Annotated in this window: 14 protein-coding genes; 8 read left to right on the top strand and 6 right to left on the bottom strand. The window is 41.0% G+C overall.

The genetic code is table 11. The annotated features are described in order from the left end of the window. Positions 1-91: 91 nt before the first annotated feature. On the bottom strand, positions 92-1,009 hold the full coding sequence (gene hemF / locus M1E86_RS12180) for an oxygen-dependent coproporphyrinogen oxidase (RefSeq protein WP_213913182.1): 918 nt from the start codon (positions 1,007-1,009) through the stop codon (positions 92-94). Positions 1,010-1,145: 136 nt separating this feature from the next. On the opposite strand from hemF, the gene M1E86_RS12175 reads away from it, so the two are divergent. The 8 genes from M1E86_RS12175 to cysM all read left to right on the top strand — a co-directional run bounded on the left by M1E86_RS12175 (position 1,146) and on the right by cysM (position 8,902). Continuing rightward, complete coding sequence (locus M1E86_RS12175) at positions 1,146-1,577, top strand: GNAT family acetyltransferase (protein WP_004264887.1); 432 nt, start codon at positions 1,146-1,148, stop codon at positions 1,575-1,577. Between the two features lie 91 nt (positions 1,578-1,668). Continuing rightward, complete coding sequence (locus M1E86_RS12170; RefSeq protein WP_213913183.1) at positions 1,669-2,274, top strand: RpoE-regulated lipoprotein; 606 nt, start codon at positions 1,669-1,671, stop codon at positions 2,272-2,274. Between the two features lie 242 nt (positions 2,275-2,516). Then, on the top strand, positions 2,517-3,416 hold the full coding sequence (locus tag M1E86_RS12165) for a Dyp-type peroxidase (RefSeq protein WP_125892139.1): 900 nt from the start codon (positions 2,517-2,519) through the stop codon (positions 3,414-3,416). A 424-nt stretch (positions 3,417-3,840) separates the two neighbouring features. After that, the gene (locus M1E86_RS12160) at positions 3,841-4,863 is read left to right on the top strand and encodes a sulfate ABC transporter substrate-binding protein (RefSeq protein WP_102137561.1); all 1,023 of its coding nucleotides are present in this window, start codon (positions 3,841-3,843) and stop codon (positions 4,861-4,863) included. Further along, complete coding sequence (gene cysT / locus M1E86_RS12155) at positions 4,863-5,693, top strand: sulfate/thiosulfate ABC transporter permease CysT (protein WP_125892137.1); 831 nt, start codon at positions 4,863-4,865, stop codon at positions 5,691-5,693. Before M1E86_RS12160 ends, cysT begins: the two co-directional genes overlap by 1 nt. After that, positions 5,693-6,553, top strand: a complete 861-nt coding sequence (gene cysW, locus M1E86_RS12150) for a sulfate/thiosulfate ABC transporter permease CysW (RefSeq protein ID WP_125892135.1) — start codon at positions 5,693-5,695, stop codon at positions 6,551-6,553. Before cysT ends, cysW begins: the two co-directional genes overlap by 1 nt. Before the next feature lie 2 nt (positions 6,554-6,555). After that, positions 6,556-7,644, top strand: a complete 1,089-nt coding sequence (cysA, locus tag M1E86_RS12145; protein ID WP_213913184.1) for a sulfate/thiosulfate ABC transporter ATP-binding protein CysA — start codon at positions 6,556-6,558, stop codon at positions 7,642-7,644. A gap of 373 nt (positions 7,645-8,017) precedes the next feature. Further along, a complete protein-coding gene (gene cysM, locus M1E86_RS12140) occupies positions 8,018-8,902 on the top strand; it encodes a cysteine synthase CysM (RefSeq protein WP_213913185.1) in 885 nt (294 codons plus the stop codon). 93 nt (positions 8,903-8,995) lie between these two features. Here the strand turns inward: cysM and crr are convergent, their stop codons facing one another. The 5 genes from crr to cysZ form a co-directional block, all read right to left on the bottom strand. Continuing rightward, positions 8,996-9,505, bottom strand: a complete 510-nt coding sequence (gene crr / locus M1E86_RS12135; protein WP_125892128.1) for a PTS glucose transporter subunit IIA — start codon at positions 9,503-9,505, stop codon at positions 8,996-8,998. Positions 9,506-9,553: 48 nt separating this feature from the next. Further along, positions 9,554-11,281, bottom strand: coding sequence for a phosphoenolpyruvate-protein phosphotransferase PtsI (ptsI, locus tag M1E86_RS12130; protein WP_125892126.1), 1,728 nt, complete (start codon positions 11,279-11,281; stop codon positions 9,554-9,556). Between the two features lie 140 nt (positions 11,282-11,421). Continuing rightward, the gene (ptsH, locus tag M1E86_RS12125) at positions 11,422-11,679 is read right to left on the bottom strand and encodes a phosphocarrier protein Hpr (RefSeq protein WP_004264876.1); all 258 of its coding nucleotides are present in this window, start codon (positions 11,677-11,679) and stop codon (positions 11,422-11,424) included. Between the two features lie 351 nt (positions 11,680-12,030). After that, complete coding sequence (gene cysK / locus M1E86_RS12120; protein ID WP_213913186.1) at positions 12,031-12,984, bottom strand: cysteine synthase A; 954 nt, start codon at positions 12,982-12,984, stop codon at positions 12,031-12,033. A 231-nt stretch (positions 12,985-13,215) separates the two neighbouring features. Continuing rightward, positions 13,216-13,980, bottom strand: a complete 765-nt coding sequence (gene cysZ, locus M1E86_RS12115) for a sulfate transporter CysZ (RefSeq protein WP_125892122.1) — start codon at positions 13,978-13,980, stop codon at positions 13,216-13,218. Positions 13,981-14,073 lie beyond the last annotated feature (93 nt).

Raw genomic sequence — 14,073 nt, 5'->3', positions numbered from 1 at the left:
TGTATAAGCTTTAAAGTCAATTGCTGTTATTTTATATTAGAAAGGTAGAACAGTTATCTTTCTACCTTAATTTATAAACCAGTGTCATTAATTATGGCGAAACCCACTCTTTATTTAGGATTAAAAATTCAGTATAGAGAGCGGCTTCTTTGCTATTCGGTTCTGGGTGATAGTCATATTCCCAACGAACAAGCGGTGGCATTGACATTAAGATGGATTCTGTTCGGCCTCCACTTTGTAAGCCAAATAATGTACCTCTGTCCCACACTAAGTTGAATTCTACGTAACGGCCACGGCGATATAATTGAAATTGGCGTTCTCGTTCACCCCATGAATACTCTCGGCGTTTTTCAACAATAGGCACATAGGCATCTAAAAAGCCATTGCCAACTGCTTGAGTGAAGTCAAAACAAGATTCAAACCCACCTTGGTTAAGGTCGTCATAAAATAGGCCGCCAACACCACGAGGTTCATTTCTATGTTTCAGGAAGAAATATTCATCACACCAATTTTTATATTTAGGATAAACATCATGCCCATAAGGACGACATAAATCACGAGCAACGGTGTGCCAGTGGATGACATCGTCATGAAAACCATAGAAAGGGGTGAGATCAAAGCCGCCACCAAACCACCAAACGGGCTCACAACCTTCTTTTTCCGCAATAAAGAAACGGACATTAGCGTGGGTTGTTGGAATATAAGGATTCAGCGGGTGAATAACGAGAGAGACGCCCATTGCTTGGTAGCTGCGACCTGCAAGTTCAGGGCGATGTGCAGAAGCCGATGCAGGTAATTTTTTTCCTTTAATATGCGAGAAATTCACCCCAGCTTGTTCAAATAGTGCCCCTTTAGTTAGTACCCGGCTGCGACCTCCACCACCTTCAGAGCGTTCCCATGTTTGTTCTAGAAAAGTTTCTTTACCATCTAGCTCAGTGATTTTTTGGCAAATCGTCTCTTGCAAGCTTTGCAAATAGCTTTTTACGCGATCAATATCTGGGTAATTCATTGTTTTATAATAGAACCATAGGTAAAAAATAATGGTTAAAGTATACCCTTTTGTACGAAGAAAGGCATATTGAATATTGATTGTGTCGTAAAAGCAGAGATAATGGCAGAAAGATTAGGTTAAGCAGGCAAATAATATGGAAATACGAGTCTTTCGGCAAAGTGATTATGAAGATGTCCTGACACTCTGGGAACGCTGTTCTCTCAATGAATTTTCAGGGGATCCTGAGCTCGATATCGAACGCAAATTACAGTGTGGGGCAGACTTATTTTTAGTGGCTGAAGTTGCCGGTGAAGTCGTTGGCACCATTATGGGGGGGTATGATGGCATTCGCGGCACCGCTGTTTACCTTGCCGTTCATCCTGAATACCGTGGACGGGGTATCGCTAACGCACTAGTGAGCCGACTAGAAAAGAAACTGATCGCCAGAGGTTGCGGAAGAATAGAGCTATTAGTGAGTGAAGAGTCGGATGCGGCTATCTGTATGTTTGAAAAAATGTTGTATGAAGAAGAACAACCTGAACGTTTAATTTATTCGAAAAAATTAACGCACGAAACGGATTTTTAAGTTAATTGACTATTTATTTAACTATTCATGGGAATGTTTTAATAAATAGATTGTCACAATATGCATTATGCGACTCATAAAAGAGGATGATATGTCCCAACATGCAAAGTTGAATAGTAATAATGGATTATCGCCGTTGTTTAAGGCTTCTCTACTCTGTGGAGCAGCCCTGTTATCAGGGTGTGCGGGTGTGAAGGTTTTTTCACCGTCGACTTGGTTTAGTGGCCCGCTGGTGGTTTCTGATTCAGGGCTTGGCCAAGTGACAAATTTTACACCAATGCAAGCGGATATCATTAAGAAACAACTCAATGACCGCTATACATTACGCAGCGGTATGCAAATGGAAAGTGGGGATGTGGTCACAGTTTTCCAAGGAATGGATGATAATGAAGTAAAATTAGAAATCGTTGGCCCTGAACATGGTTATGTATCACGAATTACCGTGAATGACCCAGATATTATAACTGAATGGGGGCCTACGATTGGTACTGAATTTAGCGAAATTTATCAAAAAGCATTTGGTATCTGCGGCTTAGGTGAGCGTGTAAATGACGTTCCGACAATTGAATGTAATTCACCGCAATCAAGTAAAGTGGTTTACCGGTTTACAGGTAAATGGCAAGGTCCAGAAGATCTAATGCCTTCAGATGATGACCTGAAAACATGGCAAATATCACAGATTATTTGGCATAAATAGGTTCATTTCGTTAATGATATCGCCAGGACTATTCATACTGGCGATATTTTTCCGTTAGTATTTCTTTTTCCTTGTTTTCAAAGAAATTTCCCCTTTCTTAAATTTTCTTTCTTATAATAGACCGGAAACCTATATTCCCTTGCGTTAAAACAAGGTGAACATCATGACGATAAGATAAGCTATTAAAATCGTTTATATAAGAAATAGGTTATATAACATATTCATTTTACGAGGTTTACCGTATGTCTCATTCTCAAAGTGGTATTTTGAAAGAACATAGCCGTTTTGGTATTTTTATTGAAGCGCAAGTGCAAGAGGGATCTCTGGATGAAGTTAAGTCTGGATGTAAAAGCTTTGTCGAGGCTTTAACCAAATTACAAGCGCAATATCCAGACGATCGTCTTGGTGCCGTTATCGCGTTTGGCTCTGACATCTGGAAACAGCTCGGTAAGGCAAATAGTGCCCCTGAATTGAAACCATTTCAAACTCTGGGGAAAGGGCTTGCTCCCGCCACTCAGCGGGATATGTTTATTCACATTCAATCACTGCGTCATGATATTAATTTTTCATTAGCACAGGCAGCTTTAAAAGCATTTGGTAAATCCATCTCTGTGGTTGAAGAAATTCATGGTTTTCGTTGGGTAGATGATAGGGATTTAAGCGGTTTTATTGATGGAACAGAAAATCCACAAGGTGAAGAAATCGCGGAAGTCACATTAATCGAAGATGGTGAAGATAAAGGCGGAAGCTATGTTTTAGTCCAACGCTATGAACACGATTTGAGAAAATGGGATCGTTTTTCGGAACATGAACAAGAAAAAATGATTGGCCGTACGAAAAAAGATAGCGTTGAATTAGATGAAGATGTACGTAATGTCACCTCTCATGTCTCACGCGTGGTGATAGAAGAAGAGGGCGAAGAGCTTTCAGTTATGCGTCACAGCTTGCCATATGGCACAGCAAGCGGCAAACATGGTTTATTCTTTATCGCTTATTGTGCAAGGTTACACAATATTGAACAGCAATTATTAAGCATGTTCGGTGAAAAAGACGGCAAATACGATGATTTGCTGCGTATGACGAAAGCCGTTTCGGGGAGTTATTACTATGCTCCGTCGATTGAGACATTGACGTCTCTTTAGAGTTACTCGTCATTCTTTGTGTTACAGCGTTGTTGGCTACGTAAGATTACCCTAGTCACATACTATTGTATGCTCCTAGGGCTAATCTTCCTTGCCGCCTAGCTGTAACACAAATTATGTAGAGTCACTATTTATACTAGCAATTTAAACATAATGATTTGTATTTATTCTATTATTAACCCATTGTCATTAATGCCGACTGACTTCCTAGTAATGATTTAACTTATAGAATGCCCTTCCATTGAGTAATATTCATATCACTAACTAATTAAAAAATCAGTTAATTTTCCTGCTTATGACGTTCATTTCTTTGTTATTCCAATTTGGTATATAAAAAGGTGATTGATAGCTACACAGTTATAACCAAAACATATACAGTGGTTTTAATGTTAGCCATTTGGGTTTAGTTACGAACAGGTGTGGAATGAAAAAATCATTTTTGAAAAAAACAGCACTAGCGAGTTTAGCAACGGTATCATTACTTGGGAGCTCGCCATTAGTTGCCGCTGAACTACTTAATAGCTCTTATGATATTGCCCGTGAATTATTTGTGGCGTTGAACCCTTCATTTGAAAAGCAATGGAATGAGGCTCACCCTGACGACAAACTCACGATTAAGCAATCACACGCAGGTTCATCTAAGCAGGCCTTGGCTATTTTACAAGGTTTGAAAGCAGATGTCGTGACCTACAACCAAGTCACTGACGTGCAAATTTTGCATGAGAAAGGGAATCTGATCCCAGCAGACTGGCAAGCGCGCTTACCAAATAACAGCTCGCCTTACTATTCAACGATGGCATTTTTAGTTCGTAAAGGAAACCCTAAAGGAATTAAAACGTGGGATGATTTAGTCCGTGAAGATGTCAAATTAATCTTCCCAAATCCAAAAACATCAGGAAATGGCCGTTATACCTACCTTGCGGCATGGGGCGCTTTTAATCAGGAAAATAAAGATGATAAAGCAAAAACCCGTGAGCAAATGAAACAGTTTTTGAAAAATGTAGAAGTATTCGATACCGGTGGGCGTGGCGCGACGACGTCATTTATTGAGCGAGGGCTCGGTGACGTCCTCATTAGTTTTGAATCAGAGGTGAATAATATTCGCTCTCAGTACGGTGAGTCAGACTACGAAGTTATTGTGCCACCCGTAGATATCTTAGCGGAGTTTCCTGTCGCTTGGGTCGACAAAAATGTACAGAAAAATGGGACTGAAGACGTTGCTAAAGCTTACTTAAATTATCTCTATAGCCCACAGGCTCAAGAAATCATCACTCAGTACAATTATCGAGTGAATGACAAAGCTGTGATGAATGCAAATAAGGCTAAATTTCCTGAAACTCAGCTCTTTACCGTTGAATCACAATTTGAGAGCTGGCCAAAAGTGATGGAGGTTCATTTTGCGACGGGTGGAGAGTTTGACCAATTAATGGCTGAAGGGCGCCGTTAATGGATCGTTCAGGAAAGCGCTTTTTGCCGGGTTTCGGGCTAACGCTAGGTAGCAGCCTGTTTTATACCTGCTTGATATTGCTATTACCCATGAGCGCATTGGTAATTCAATTATCAGAAATGACATGGCAGCAATATTGGGCGGTCATTAGTTACCCGCAAGTGGTTGCCGCGTATAAAGTGACGCTATTGTCAGCGCTAGTCGCAAGCTTGTTTAATGCGGTGTTTGGCATGCTATTAGCGTGGATCCTAACGCGTTATCGTTTTCCTGGGCGTTTGTTCTTAGATGGTTTAGTGGATTTACCTTTTGCCTTACCTACCGCTGTCGCGGGGCTGACATTGGCAACCCTGTTTGCAACCTCGGGCTGGTATGGGCAATATCTTCAGCAGTTTGATATTAAAGTCGTGAATACTTGGCTGGGAATTGCGGTTGCGATGGCGTTTACCAGTATTCCGTTTGTTGTACGCACGGTTCAGCCAGTACTGGAAGAGCTCGGACCTGAGTACGAAGAGGCGGCTCAAACCCTGGGGGCTAACCGTTGGCAGACTTTCCGCCGTGTCATATTGCCGGAAGTTTCGCCGGCACTATTAGCCGGGACGGTTTTATCCTTTACACGTAGTTTAGGTGAGTTCGGTGCCATTATCTTTATTGCAGGTAATATTGCATGGCAAACCGAGGTGGTCTCATTAATGATTTTTAGTCAGCTACAGCAATTTGATTATCCGGCAGCCAGTGCTGTCGCCTCAGTTATTTTAGCGGTTTCATTGTTACTCTTATTTAGTGTCAATTTAGTACAAAGCCGCTTTGGTAAACGGTTAGGGGGCAAGTAATGGCGCAAATTACACCAATTCACACCGCTAGCCGTACTCAAATTAACTGGGGAAAATGGCTACTTATTGCAATAGGTTTATTATTTTCATTTTTACTGTTAGTCATTCCAATTGTTTGGATATTTATTACGGCTTTTCAAAAAGGGTTAGATGCCGTTTTACTGAATTTGGCAGACCCTGATATGTTACATGCCATTGGTTTAACAGTATTAATTGCTTTAATTACCGTTCCTGTAAATTTAGTGTTTGGCACCATGATGGCGTGGTTAGTGACGCGATTTCAGTTTCCCGGTCGCCAGTTATTATTAACCTTGGTTGATATCCCGTTTGCGGTTTCGCCTGTTGTCGCGGGTTTGCTGTACTTACTTTTTTATGGTTCAAACAGTTGGTTTGGTGGATGGCTTGAAGGTTTTGACATCCAACTGATGTTTTCATGGCCAGGTATGGCATTGGTGACCATTTTTGTGACTTGCCCATTTGTTGTACGTGAACTGGTGCCTTTGATGCTAAGCCAAGGTAGCCAAGAAGATGAAGCGGCAGTGTTACTGGGAGCCTCAGGGTGGAAGATGTTTTGGCGTGTGACCTTACCGAATATCCGCTGGGCGCTTTTGTATGGGGTCGTTTTAACTAACGCCCGGGCGATTGGTGAATTTGGTGCGGTCTCAGTGGTTTCCGGGGCTATTCGTGGAGAAACATACACCTTACCGTTGCAGGTTGAATTATTGCATCAAGATTATAATACGGTAGGGGCGTTTACGGCTGCGGGGATCCTAGCTGTCATGGCCATTATCACCTTAATTCTTAAAAGTGCATTGCAGTGGCATTTAAGTCGCCAGCAATCTGAATCAGGAGTCCATTAATCATGAGTATTGAAATTGAAAAAATCGGTAAGTTCTTTGGTAAAACCCAAGTACTCAACGATATTTCACTGGATATTGCATCGGGTGAAATGGTTGCCCTATTAGGGCCTTCTGGTTCAGGAAAAACAACCTTATTGCGTATTATTGCAGGGCTTGAACAGCAAAGTCAGGGGTTATTGCGTTTTCATGGTCAGGATGTCAGTAAAATCCACGCCAAAGATAGGCATGTTGGTTTTGTATTTCAACATTATGCGCTATTTCGCCACATGACAGTATTTGATAATGTGGCATTTGGTTTAACTGTTTTACCTAGAAAACAGCGGCCATCAGCTCAGGTTATTAAAGATAAAGTAACCAAATTGCTAGAAATGGTTCAACTTGGTCATTTGGCTTCACGTTATCCCGCACAGCTATCAGGGGGACAAAAACAGCGAGTGGCATTAGCAAGGGCTCTCGCGGTTGATCCGCAAATTTTATTATTGGATGAGCCTTTTGGTGCGCTCGATGCACAAGTGCGTATTGAGTTACGCCGTTGGCTACGCCAATTACATGACGAGTTAAAATTTACCAGTGTTTTTGTCACCCACGACCAAGAAGAAGCCATGGAAGTGGCAGACAGAGTGGTGGTGATGAGCCAAGGTCATATTGAACAAGTAGGGACGCCGAGCGATATTTGGCAGCGCCCAGAAACACGTTTTGTCCTTGAATTTATGGGGGAAATTAACCAGATTTCTGCCCATATCAAAGGTTCCACATTAAATATCGATGGGTATGAGTTCCCACTAAAGCATACAGGTGCTCAGCAAGGTGAAGTCGATGTATTTTTACGGCCTTGGGATATTTCATTACAAGCGGAAGTGGATGAGCAGCACCGCTTACCCGTTAGGGTTACCGAATCGGGGCCAAGAGGGCATTTTTGGCAATTAACTGTTCAGCCTTTAGGTTGGGGTAAAGAACCGTTGTCAGTGATTTGGCAGTCTGCTAAAACCATACCTACCCGAGGTGAATGTTACTTTTTAGGCAGCCAACAGGCAAAGATTTATCAAGGGGATCAGGAATTAATTTTTCCACCATTAGCTAAAAGCGCATGAATATAAAATTCAATAATTTATAATACTGATAAATATATTATTGGTGTTATATTTTCTATTATTCCCGCCATATATTACCAATGGTTAGGCTTTATATATGTAGATATTTAGCCTAATTCCCTTTGCGTCTTAACTCCTGTAACTGATTGATATTGCGACATTAATCGTTGTATTTTTATGTGAAATATTGCTGGCAATTCTATAAACTTATTGTAATATAATATATCAATTAGCTATATCAGAAATGCTTATTAAGATAACCTATTTTTCTAATATTAATGTGAAGAGATTTCAACTTTCACGTATCAATATTGGGGTAATATCTTATCTCTATTGTTTCTTATTTATATATAAAAATTATAAGGATGGTAAAGTGTCGGCTCTGGAACAGTTTATCGGTAATACCCCATTAGTAAAACTTCAGCGCTTAACACAAGGGATTGACGCTGAAATTTGGGTGAAACTTGAAGGCAATAACCCCGCGGGTTCAGTAAAAGATCGCGCGGCATTCTCAATGATTAATGAAGCGCAATTACGGGGTGAAATTAAACCAGGTGATACGCTAATTGAAGCAACGAGTGGAAATACAGGTATCGCACTTGCGATGATTGCCGCAGTAAAAGGCTACAAACTGAAATTACTCATGCCAGATAACATGAGTAAAGAGCGGCAAGCTTCAATGCAAGCCTATGGTGCAGAACTCATCTTAGTGAGTACGGCTGTGGGTATGGAAGGTGCCCGCGATTTGGCTAAGGAAATGGAACAAAGAGGTGAGGGGAAAGTTTTAGACCAATTTAATAACCCTGATAACCCGTTGGCCCATTTTAAAACCACAGGCCCTGAAATATGGCAGCAAACTAACGGAAACATTACCCATTTTGTATCCAGTATGGGAACTACAGGAACAATTACAGGGGTAAGCCGTTATTTAAAATCCCAATCTTCAGATGTACATATTGTAGGTTTGCAGCCTGCGGAAAAGAGTCAGATCCCCGGTATTCGCCGTTGGTCCCCTGGTTATTTGCCCGGTATCTTCGATGACTCATTAGTCGACAGCGTACTGGATATAAACCAGCAAGAAGCGGAAGAGACTATGAGAGCTTTAGCTAAAGTTGAAGGTATCTTTTGTGGGGTGAGCTCTGGAGGGGCGGTTGCCGGTGCGTTAAAAGTGGCGAAGGCTAACCCTGGAGCGGTTATCGTGGCTGTTATTTGCGACCGAGGAGACCGTTATTTATCAACGGGTGTATTTAATGAGTAAGACCATTGAATTCAGCTGTTTTCAATAAAGAGCTCAGAAATGAAAAACCATCAGGCAAGGCCTGATGGTTTAAACTAAATATTGGCTGTTGAGTTATTTCTTAATACGCATGACAACAGTTTCACCGACAGTCACTGAGCCAGTCAGTTTGTTGAGTTCTTTGATTTCGTCCATATTAGAAATGACAACAGGCGTTAGAACTGATTTTGCTTTCTCTTCTAACAGTGCTAAATCAAATTCAATGATTAAATCACCTTTTTTCACCGTTTGACCTTCTTCAGCGATACGTTTAAAACCCTCACCTTTAAGCTCAACGGTATCAATACCGAAGTGAACGAATAGTTCTATGCCATCATCTGACTCAATAGAAAATGCATGGTTAGTTTCAAAAATTTTACCAATTGTGCCGTCTACAGGAGCAACGATTTTGTTACCTGCGGGTTTAATCGCAATACCGTCACCCACAATTTTTTCTGCGAACACAACGTCTGGAACATCTTCAATATTGACAATTTCACCCGATAAAGGTGCGATAATTTCAATACTGCCACTGCTACTTTTGTCTTCCGAAACGAGTGATTTCAGTTTATCAAACAGACCCATGGACCTTCTCCTAATCGTTTTATATGGGACCGAACTAATGTGCTGTTCTTAGCATAACGTTTTTTCTTGGATAAAGGTATCTACAAGTTTCATCAATTCATCCGCTGTTGGTTGAGCAAGTGCTTGTTCAGCCAAAGCTTGAGTATCAGTAAAGCTCGCATTGCGAATTAACTTTTTGATACGTGGAATTGAAATTGCGCTCATACTAAATTCATCCAGACCCATGCCAAGTAGCAATAAGGTTGCACGCTCATCTCCAGCTAACTCCCCACACATCCCAGTCCATTTACCTTCAGCGTGTGATGCATCGATCACTTGCTTAATTAAGTTTAGGACAGCGGGTGACATCGGGTTGTAAAGATGAGAAATCAGTTCATTACCACGGTCGACCGCTAAAGTGTATTGAGTGAGATCGTTCGTCCCAATACTAAAGAAATCAACTTCTTTTGCCAAATGGCGAGCAATAACCGCAGCGGCTGGGGTTTCAACCATCACACCGACTTCAATTGACTCGTCAAATGCCTTACCTTCTTCACGTAACTGCGCTTTTAGTATTTCTAGCTCTGATTTTAGTTCACGAACTTCTTCAACGGAAATAACCATTGGGAACATAATACGCAGTTTACCAAATTTAGAGGCTCTTAAAATAGCCCTTAATTGTGAGTGTAAGATTTCTTTGCGATCAAGACAAATACGAATTGCACGCCAGCCGAGGAATGGGTTCTCTTCTTTCGGTAAATTCATGTATGGCAGGTCTTTATCACCGCCGATATCCATAGTGCGGACAATAACGGCTTGGCTGCCCATTGCTTCTGCAACGGCTTTATAAGCTTGGAACTGTTCTTCTTCGGTAGGAAGAGAGTCTCTATCCATGAATAAAAACTCAGTTCGATAGAGCCCAACACCTTCTGCGCCATTGCGCTCTGCACCAGCGACATCACGGACGGTACCAATGTTGGCACAAACTTCAACTTGATGACCATCAAGGGTGATAGCTGGCAAATCTTTTAATTTTGCGAGCTCTTCTTTTTCTTGAAGATATTCATCACGGAAGGCTTTCAGTTTATCGATTTCGGCTTCAGATGGATTTAGGTGGATAGTGTTGTTAACACCGTCTAATACAATGAAATCGCCATTTTTAATTTTGCTGGTGGCATCACTCGTACCTACAATGGCTGGCAATTCAAGGGAACGCGCCATAATTGAGGTATGTGATGTACGGCCACCTAAATCAGTAATAAACCCTAATACTTTATCTAAATTCAGCTGTGCGGTTTCTGAAGGGGTTAAATCAGCTGCGACTAAAATAACTTCTTCGCTGATTGCACTTAAATCAACGATAGGAATATTTAAGATATTTTTTAATAAACGCTTACCGATATCACGCACATCAGCGGCACGTTCTTTAAGGTATTCATCATCAAGGGATTCAAGCGCTTGGGCTTGATCTTCAATAACAGAGTATGCAGCTGCATCCGCCGTTTTTTTGTCGCCTTTGATTAAAGTGACAATTTCTTGCTCTAGTTCTTCATCTTCCAGCAGCATTATATGACCTTCAAAAATCTCAGCTTTTTCAGCTCCAAGATTTTTTTCGGCTTTTTCTTTAATCAAATTGAGTTGTTCGGCTGACTTGTTTCGCCCCTCAATAAAGCGAGCGATTTCTTTATCAACCTGATCGTCAGCAATTTTCTTTGTGCTAACAACGATAGGATCTTCTTTGAGGATTAAAGCTTGACCAAAAGCAAAACCCGGGGATACTAAAATTCCTGAAATCATAATATTACCTTACTGCTGCTAGTGCTGGGAGTTCTGATGTTGCAGAGACGACAATGAATATAGCCGATTATACAAATGTCCCCGAATGACATCACTCAGGGACATTGAATGAAATCAGTAAATGCTATTTTCGTGCGAAATTATTCTAATTCGCCCATCAGTTTAACTAAATGCTCAACGGCTTCTTTTTCGTCTTCGCCTTCAGCAGAAATTGTCACAACTGTGCCTTGCGTTAGGCCTAAGGTTTGTAATTTAAACAAACTTTTTGCGCTAGCGGATTTGCCGCCAGAAATTAAAGAAATGTCAGAAGAGAATGCTTTTGCTTCTTTTACAAATTGAGCTGCAGGACGAGTATGTAGACCGTTTGGTGCCGTAATAGTAACTTCTTGCTGAAACATAGTATTTCCTCAATAACTTTCGTTTTTTTAATTACCCAGCCAATTGTAGATGAAATAGACTAGGTTTGCGTATAAGTTAGATTATTAACTTGAAAAAAGGTTTCCTACTTTGTGCGGTATCAACCCTTTTTCTATTTTTCTTGCTATCTCGCCACCTTTTCTCATTGATACATTATTTTAGTTGCCCTTGAGGTTGGCTAAAAAGTGATTAATTTCGAGGTGCAAAATAATTACTATGTTTAATACTAAACCCCGAATTATAAATCATCTCCATCCGTGCTAAAGTTTGATCCATACCACAAAAAAAGCACCATTTAGGTGCTTTTTTAACGATATTGTAACGAAATTATGTTACTCAGCGGAGATGTCAGCAAATAGGGCTGTAGACAAATAACGCTCACCCGAAGAAGGTAAAATAACGACAATATTTTTACCTTTATAGGCAGGGTCTACGGCAATTTGAGTGGCAGCAGCAATAGCAGCGCCTGATGAAATACCCGCTAGGATGCCTTCTTTTTCCATCAGTTCACGAGCAGTTTTGATGGCTTCGTCATCGCTGATTTGAATGACTTTATCGAGTAATTTCAAATCTAAGTTACCTGGAATAAACCCAGCTCCGATCCCTTGGATTTTATGTGGTCCCGGTTTAATTTCTTCACCTGCTAAGGCTTGTGTGATAACGGGGGAGGTTTCTGGCTCAACAGCTACAATAGTCACATCTTTGCCTTTGGTGTTCTTCAGGTACCTTGCAATCCCTGTAATGGTTCCACCTGTACCGACACCTGCAACCACAACGTCGACATTGCCGTCAGTATCTTCCCAAATTTCAGGGCCTGTGGTTTTTTCATGAATCTCAGGGTTTGCTGGGTTGTTAAACTGTTGAAGTAATAGGTATTTTTTAGGATTGCTATTCACTATTTCTTCAGCTTTAGCTATCGCACCTTTCATGCCTTTTGCCCCTTCAGTTAAAACGAGGTTGGCACCCAATGCTTTGAGCAGTTTACGGCGTTCAATACTCATCGTTTCAGGCATGGTTAAGGTCAATTTATAACCTCTCGCCGCAGCGACATAGGCTAAAGCGATACCTGTATTACCACTGGTTGGCTCAACTAATTCTTTGTCTTTATTTAGGATACCTTTTTTCTCTGCGTCCCAAATCATGTTCGCACCAATACGGCACTTAACACTGAAGCTTGGGTTGCGAGACTCCACTTTTGCTAAAATATTGCCATTACCAAAATGCTTTAATCGGACAAGCGGGGTGTGGCCAATGGTCAACGAGTTGTCATCATAAATTTTGCTCATGGGATATCCTTAAAAATCGGTTAGCCAGTAATGTAATCAGTATTGATTAAAAAATAATGAGATGGATTCAACATACGGAAAGAACAAATTAATGCAAATACGATTTGAGTATAAGCTTATAACGAAATGCTATTTTAGACCTAATAGTTCTAAGAAATTTTGCAGAAAATAGGTAAGAGAATTAAATAAAAGAAGAGCGCAGGCGGTAAACCTGCGCAATGATTTAATAGATTAGTAGCGTGCGTAGCGGTCACGATACCGGTCAACCCACATCAATGTTGCACCACAAACTGCAACAGGCATGATCACTAAGTTGACAAAAGGGACCATCATTAACAGGCTGATAACGCCACCAAATTGAATATTTCGCATCCGTTCTTTGGCAAGCGCTTGTTTCATTTCGCTAAAACCAACACGGTGGTTATCAAACGGGTAATCACAATACTGGATTGACATCATCCAAGCACCAAATAAAAACCACAGTACCGGAGCGACGGTTTGGCCAATACCAGGTATGAAAAATAGGATCAATAACCCAATAGCGCGAGGTAAATAGTAACCGATTCGGACAAACTCGCGTTTTATCATACGAGGTACATCTTTTAATAACTCAGCAACGCCAGTATCTGGTGACGGTTTACCTGTTAGCTCCGCTTCGAGTTTTTCTGATAACCAACCGTTAAAAGGTGCAGCGATAATATTAGCAACCGTACTAAAAAAATAAGTGAATACGAGCAAAATAGAGATAACAGCGATTGGCCAAATAACATAATCGAGCCATTGTAGCCAGTCAGGAATGTAAGCCATCACTTGGTCTATCCAGCCACCAAGCTTGGTATATAACCACCAAAATGCGCCGCCTAAGAATAAAATATTGGCTAATAGGGGCAAAATAACAAAACGTTTAATACCGGGCCGAGTGATTAGTCTCCAGCCTTGTGTAAAATAATAAAAACCAGAATGGTCTTTTTGTGTCGAAAATGTCGATTGGGTCATACTTCTTGTTCTCTCCTTTTCGGTTGACCATGTATCATATAGATATGAAATTAGGCTGACTAGCCATTATTCGCTTAAAAAAGCAGCAAATGA

Source organism: Providencia sp. PROV200 (assembly GCF_049901995.1).
GTDB classification, from domain to species: domain Bacteria; phylum Pseudomonadota; class Gammaproteobacteria; order Enterobacterales; family Enterobacteriaceae; genus Providencia; species Providencia rettgeri_E.
Note: the sequence above shows the minus strand (reverse complement) of the source record. Positions and strands in the feature narration are given on the sequence as shown.

Excerpts from the sequence above, each read along its gene's own strand:
- M1E86_RS12170 (WP_213913183.1), top strand. The coding sequence starts at position 1,669 with ATGTCCCAACATGCAAAGTTGAATAGTAATAATGGATTATCGCCGTTG.
- M1E86_RS12175 (WP_004264887.1), top strand. The coding sequence starts at position 1,146 with ATGGAAATACGAGTCTTTCGGCAAAGTGATTATGAAGATGTCCTGACA.
- cysA (WP_213913184.1), top strand. The coding sequence starts at position 6,556 with ATGAGTATTGAAATTGAAAAAATCGGTAAGTTCTTTGGTAAAACCCAA.
- cysW (WP_125892135.1), top strand. The coding sequence starts at position 5,693 with ATGGCGCAAATTACACCAATTCACACCGCTAGCCGTACTCAAATTAAC.
- cysT (WP_125892137.1), top strand. The coding sequence starts at position 4,863 with ATGGATCGTTCAGGAAAGCGCTTTTTGCCGGGTTTCGGGCTAACGCTA.
- cysK (WP_213913186.1), bottom strand. The coding sequence starts at position 12,984 with ATGAGCAAAATTTATGATGACAACTCGTTGACCATTGGCCACACCCCG.
- ptsI (WP_125892126.1), bottom strand. The coding sequence starts at position 11,281 with ATGATTTCAGGAATTTTAGTATCCCCGGGTTTTGCTTTTGGTCAAGCT.
- cysZ (WP_125892122.1), bottom strand. The coding sequence starts at position 13,980 with ATGACCCAATCGACATTTTCGACACAAAAAGACCATTCTGGTTTTTAT.
- ptsH (WP_004264876.1), bottom strand. The coding sequence starts at position 11,679 with ATGTTTCAGCAAGAAGTTACTATTACGGCACCAAACGGTCTACATACT.
- M1E86_RS12160 (WP_102137561.1), top strand. The coding sequence starts at position 3,841 with ATGAAAAAATCATTTTTGAAAAAAACAGCACTAGCGAGTTTAGCAACG.
- crr (WP_125892128.1), bottom strand. The coding sequence starts at position 9,505 with ATGGGTCTGTTTGATAAACTGAAATCACTCGTTTCGGAAGACAAAAGT.
- M1E86_RS12165 (WP_125892139.1), top strand. The coding sequence starts at position 2,517 with ATGTCTCATTCTCAAAGTGGTATTTTGAAAGAACATAGCCGTTTTGGT.
- hemF (WP_213913182.1), bottom strand. The coding sequence starts at position 1,009 with ATGAATTACCCAGATATTGATCGCGTAAAAAGCTATTTGCAAAGCTTG.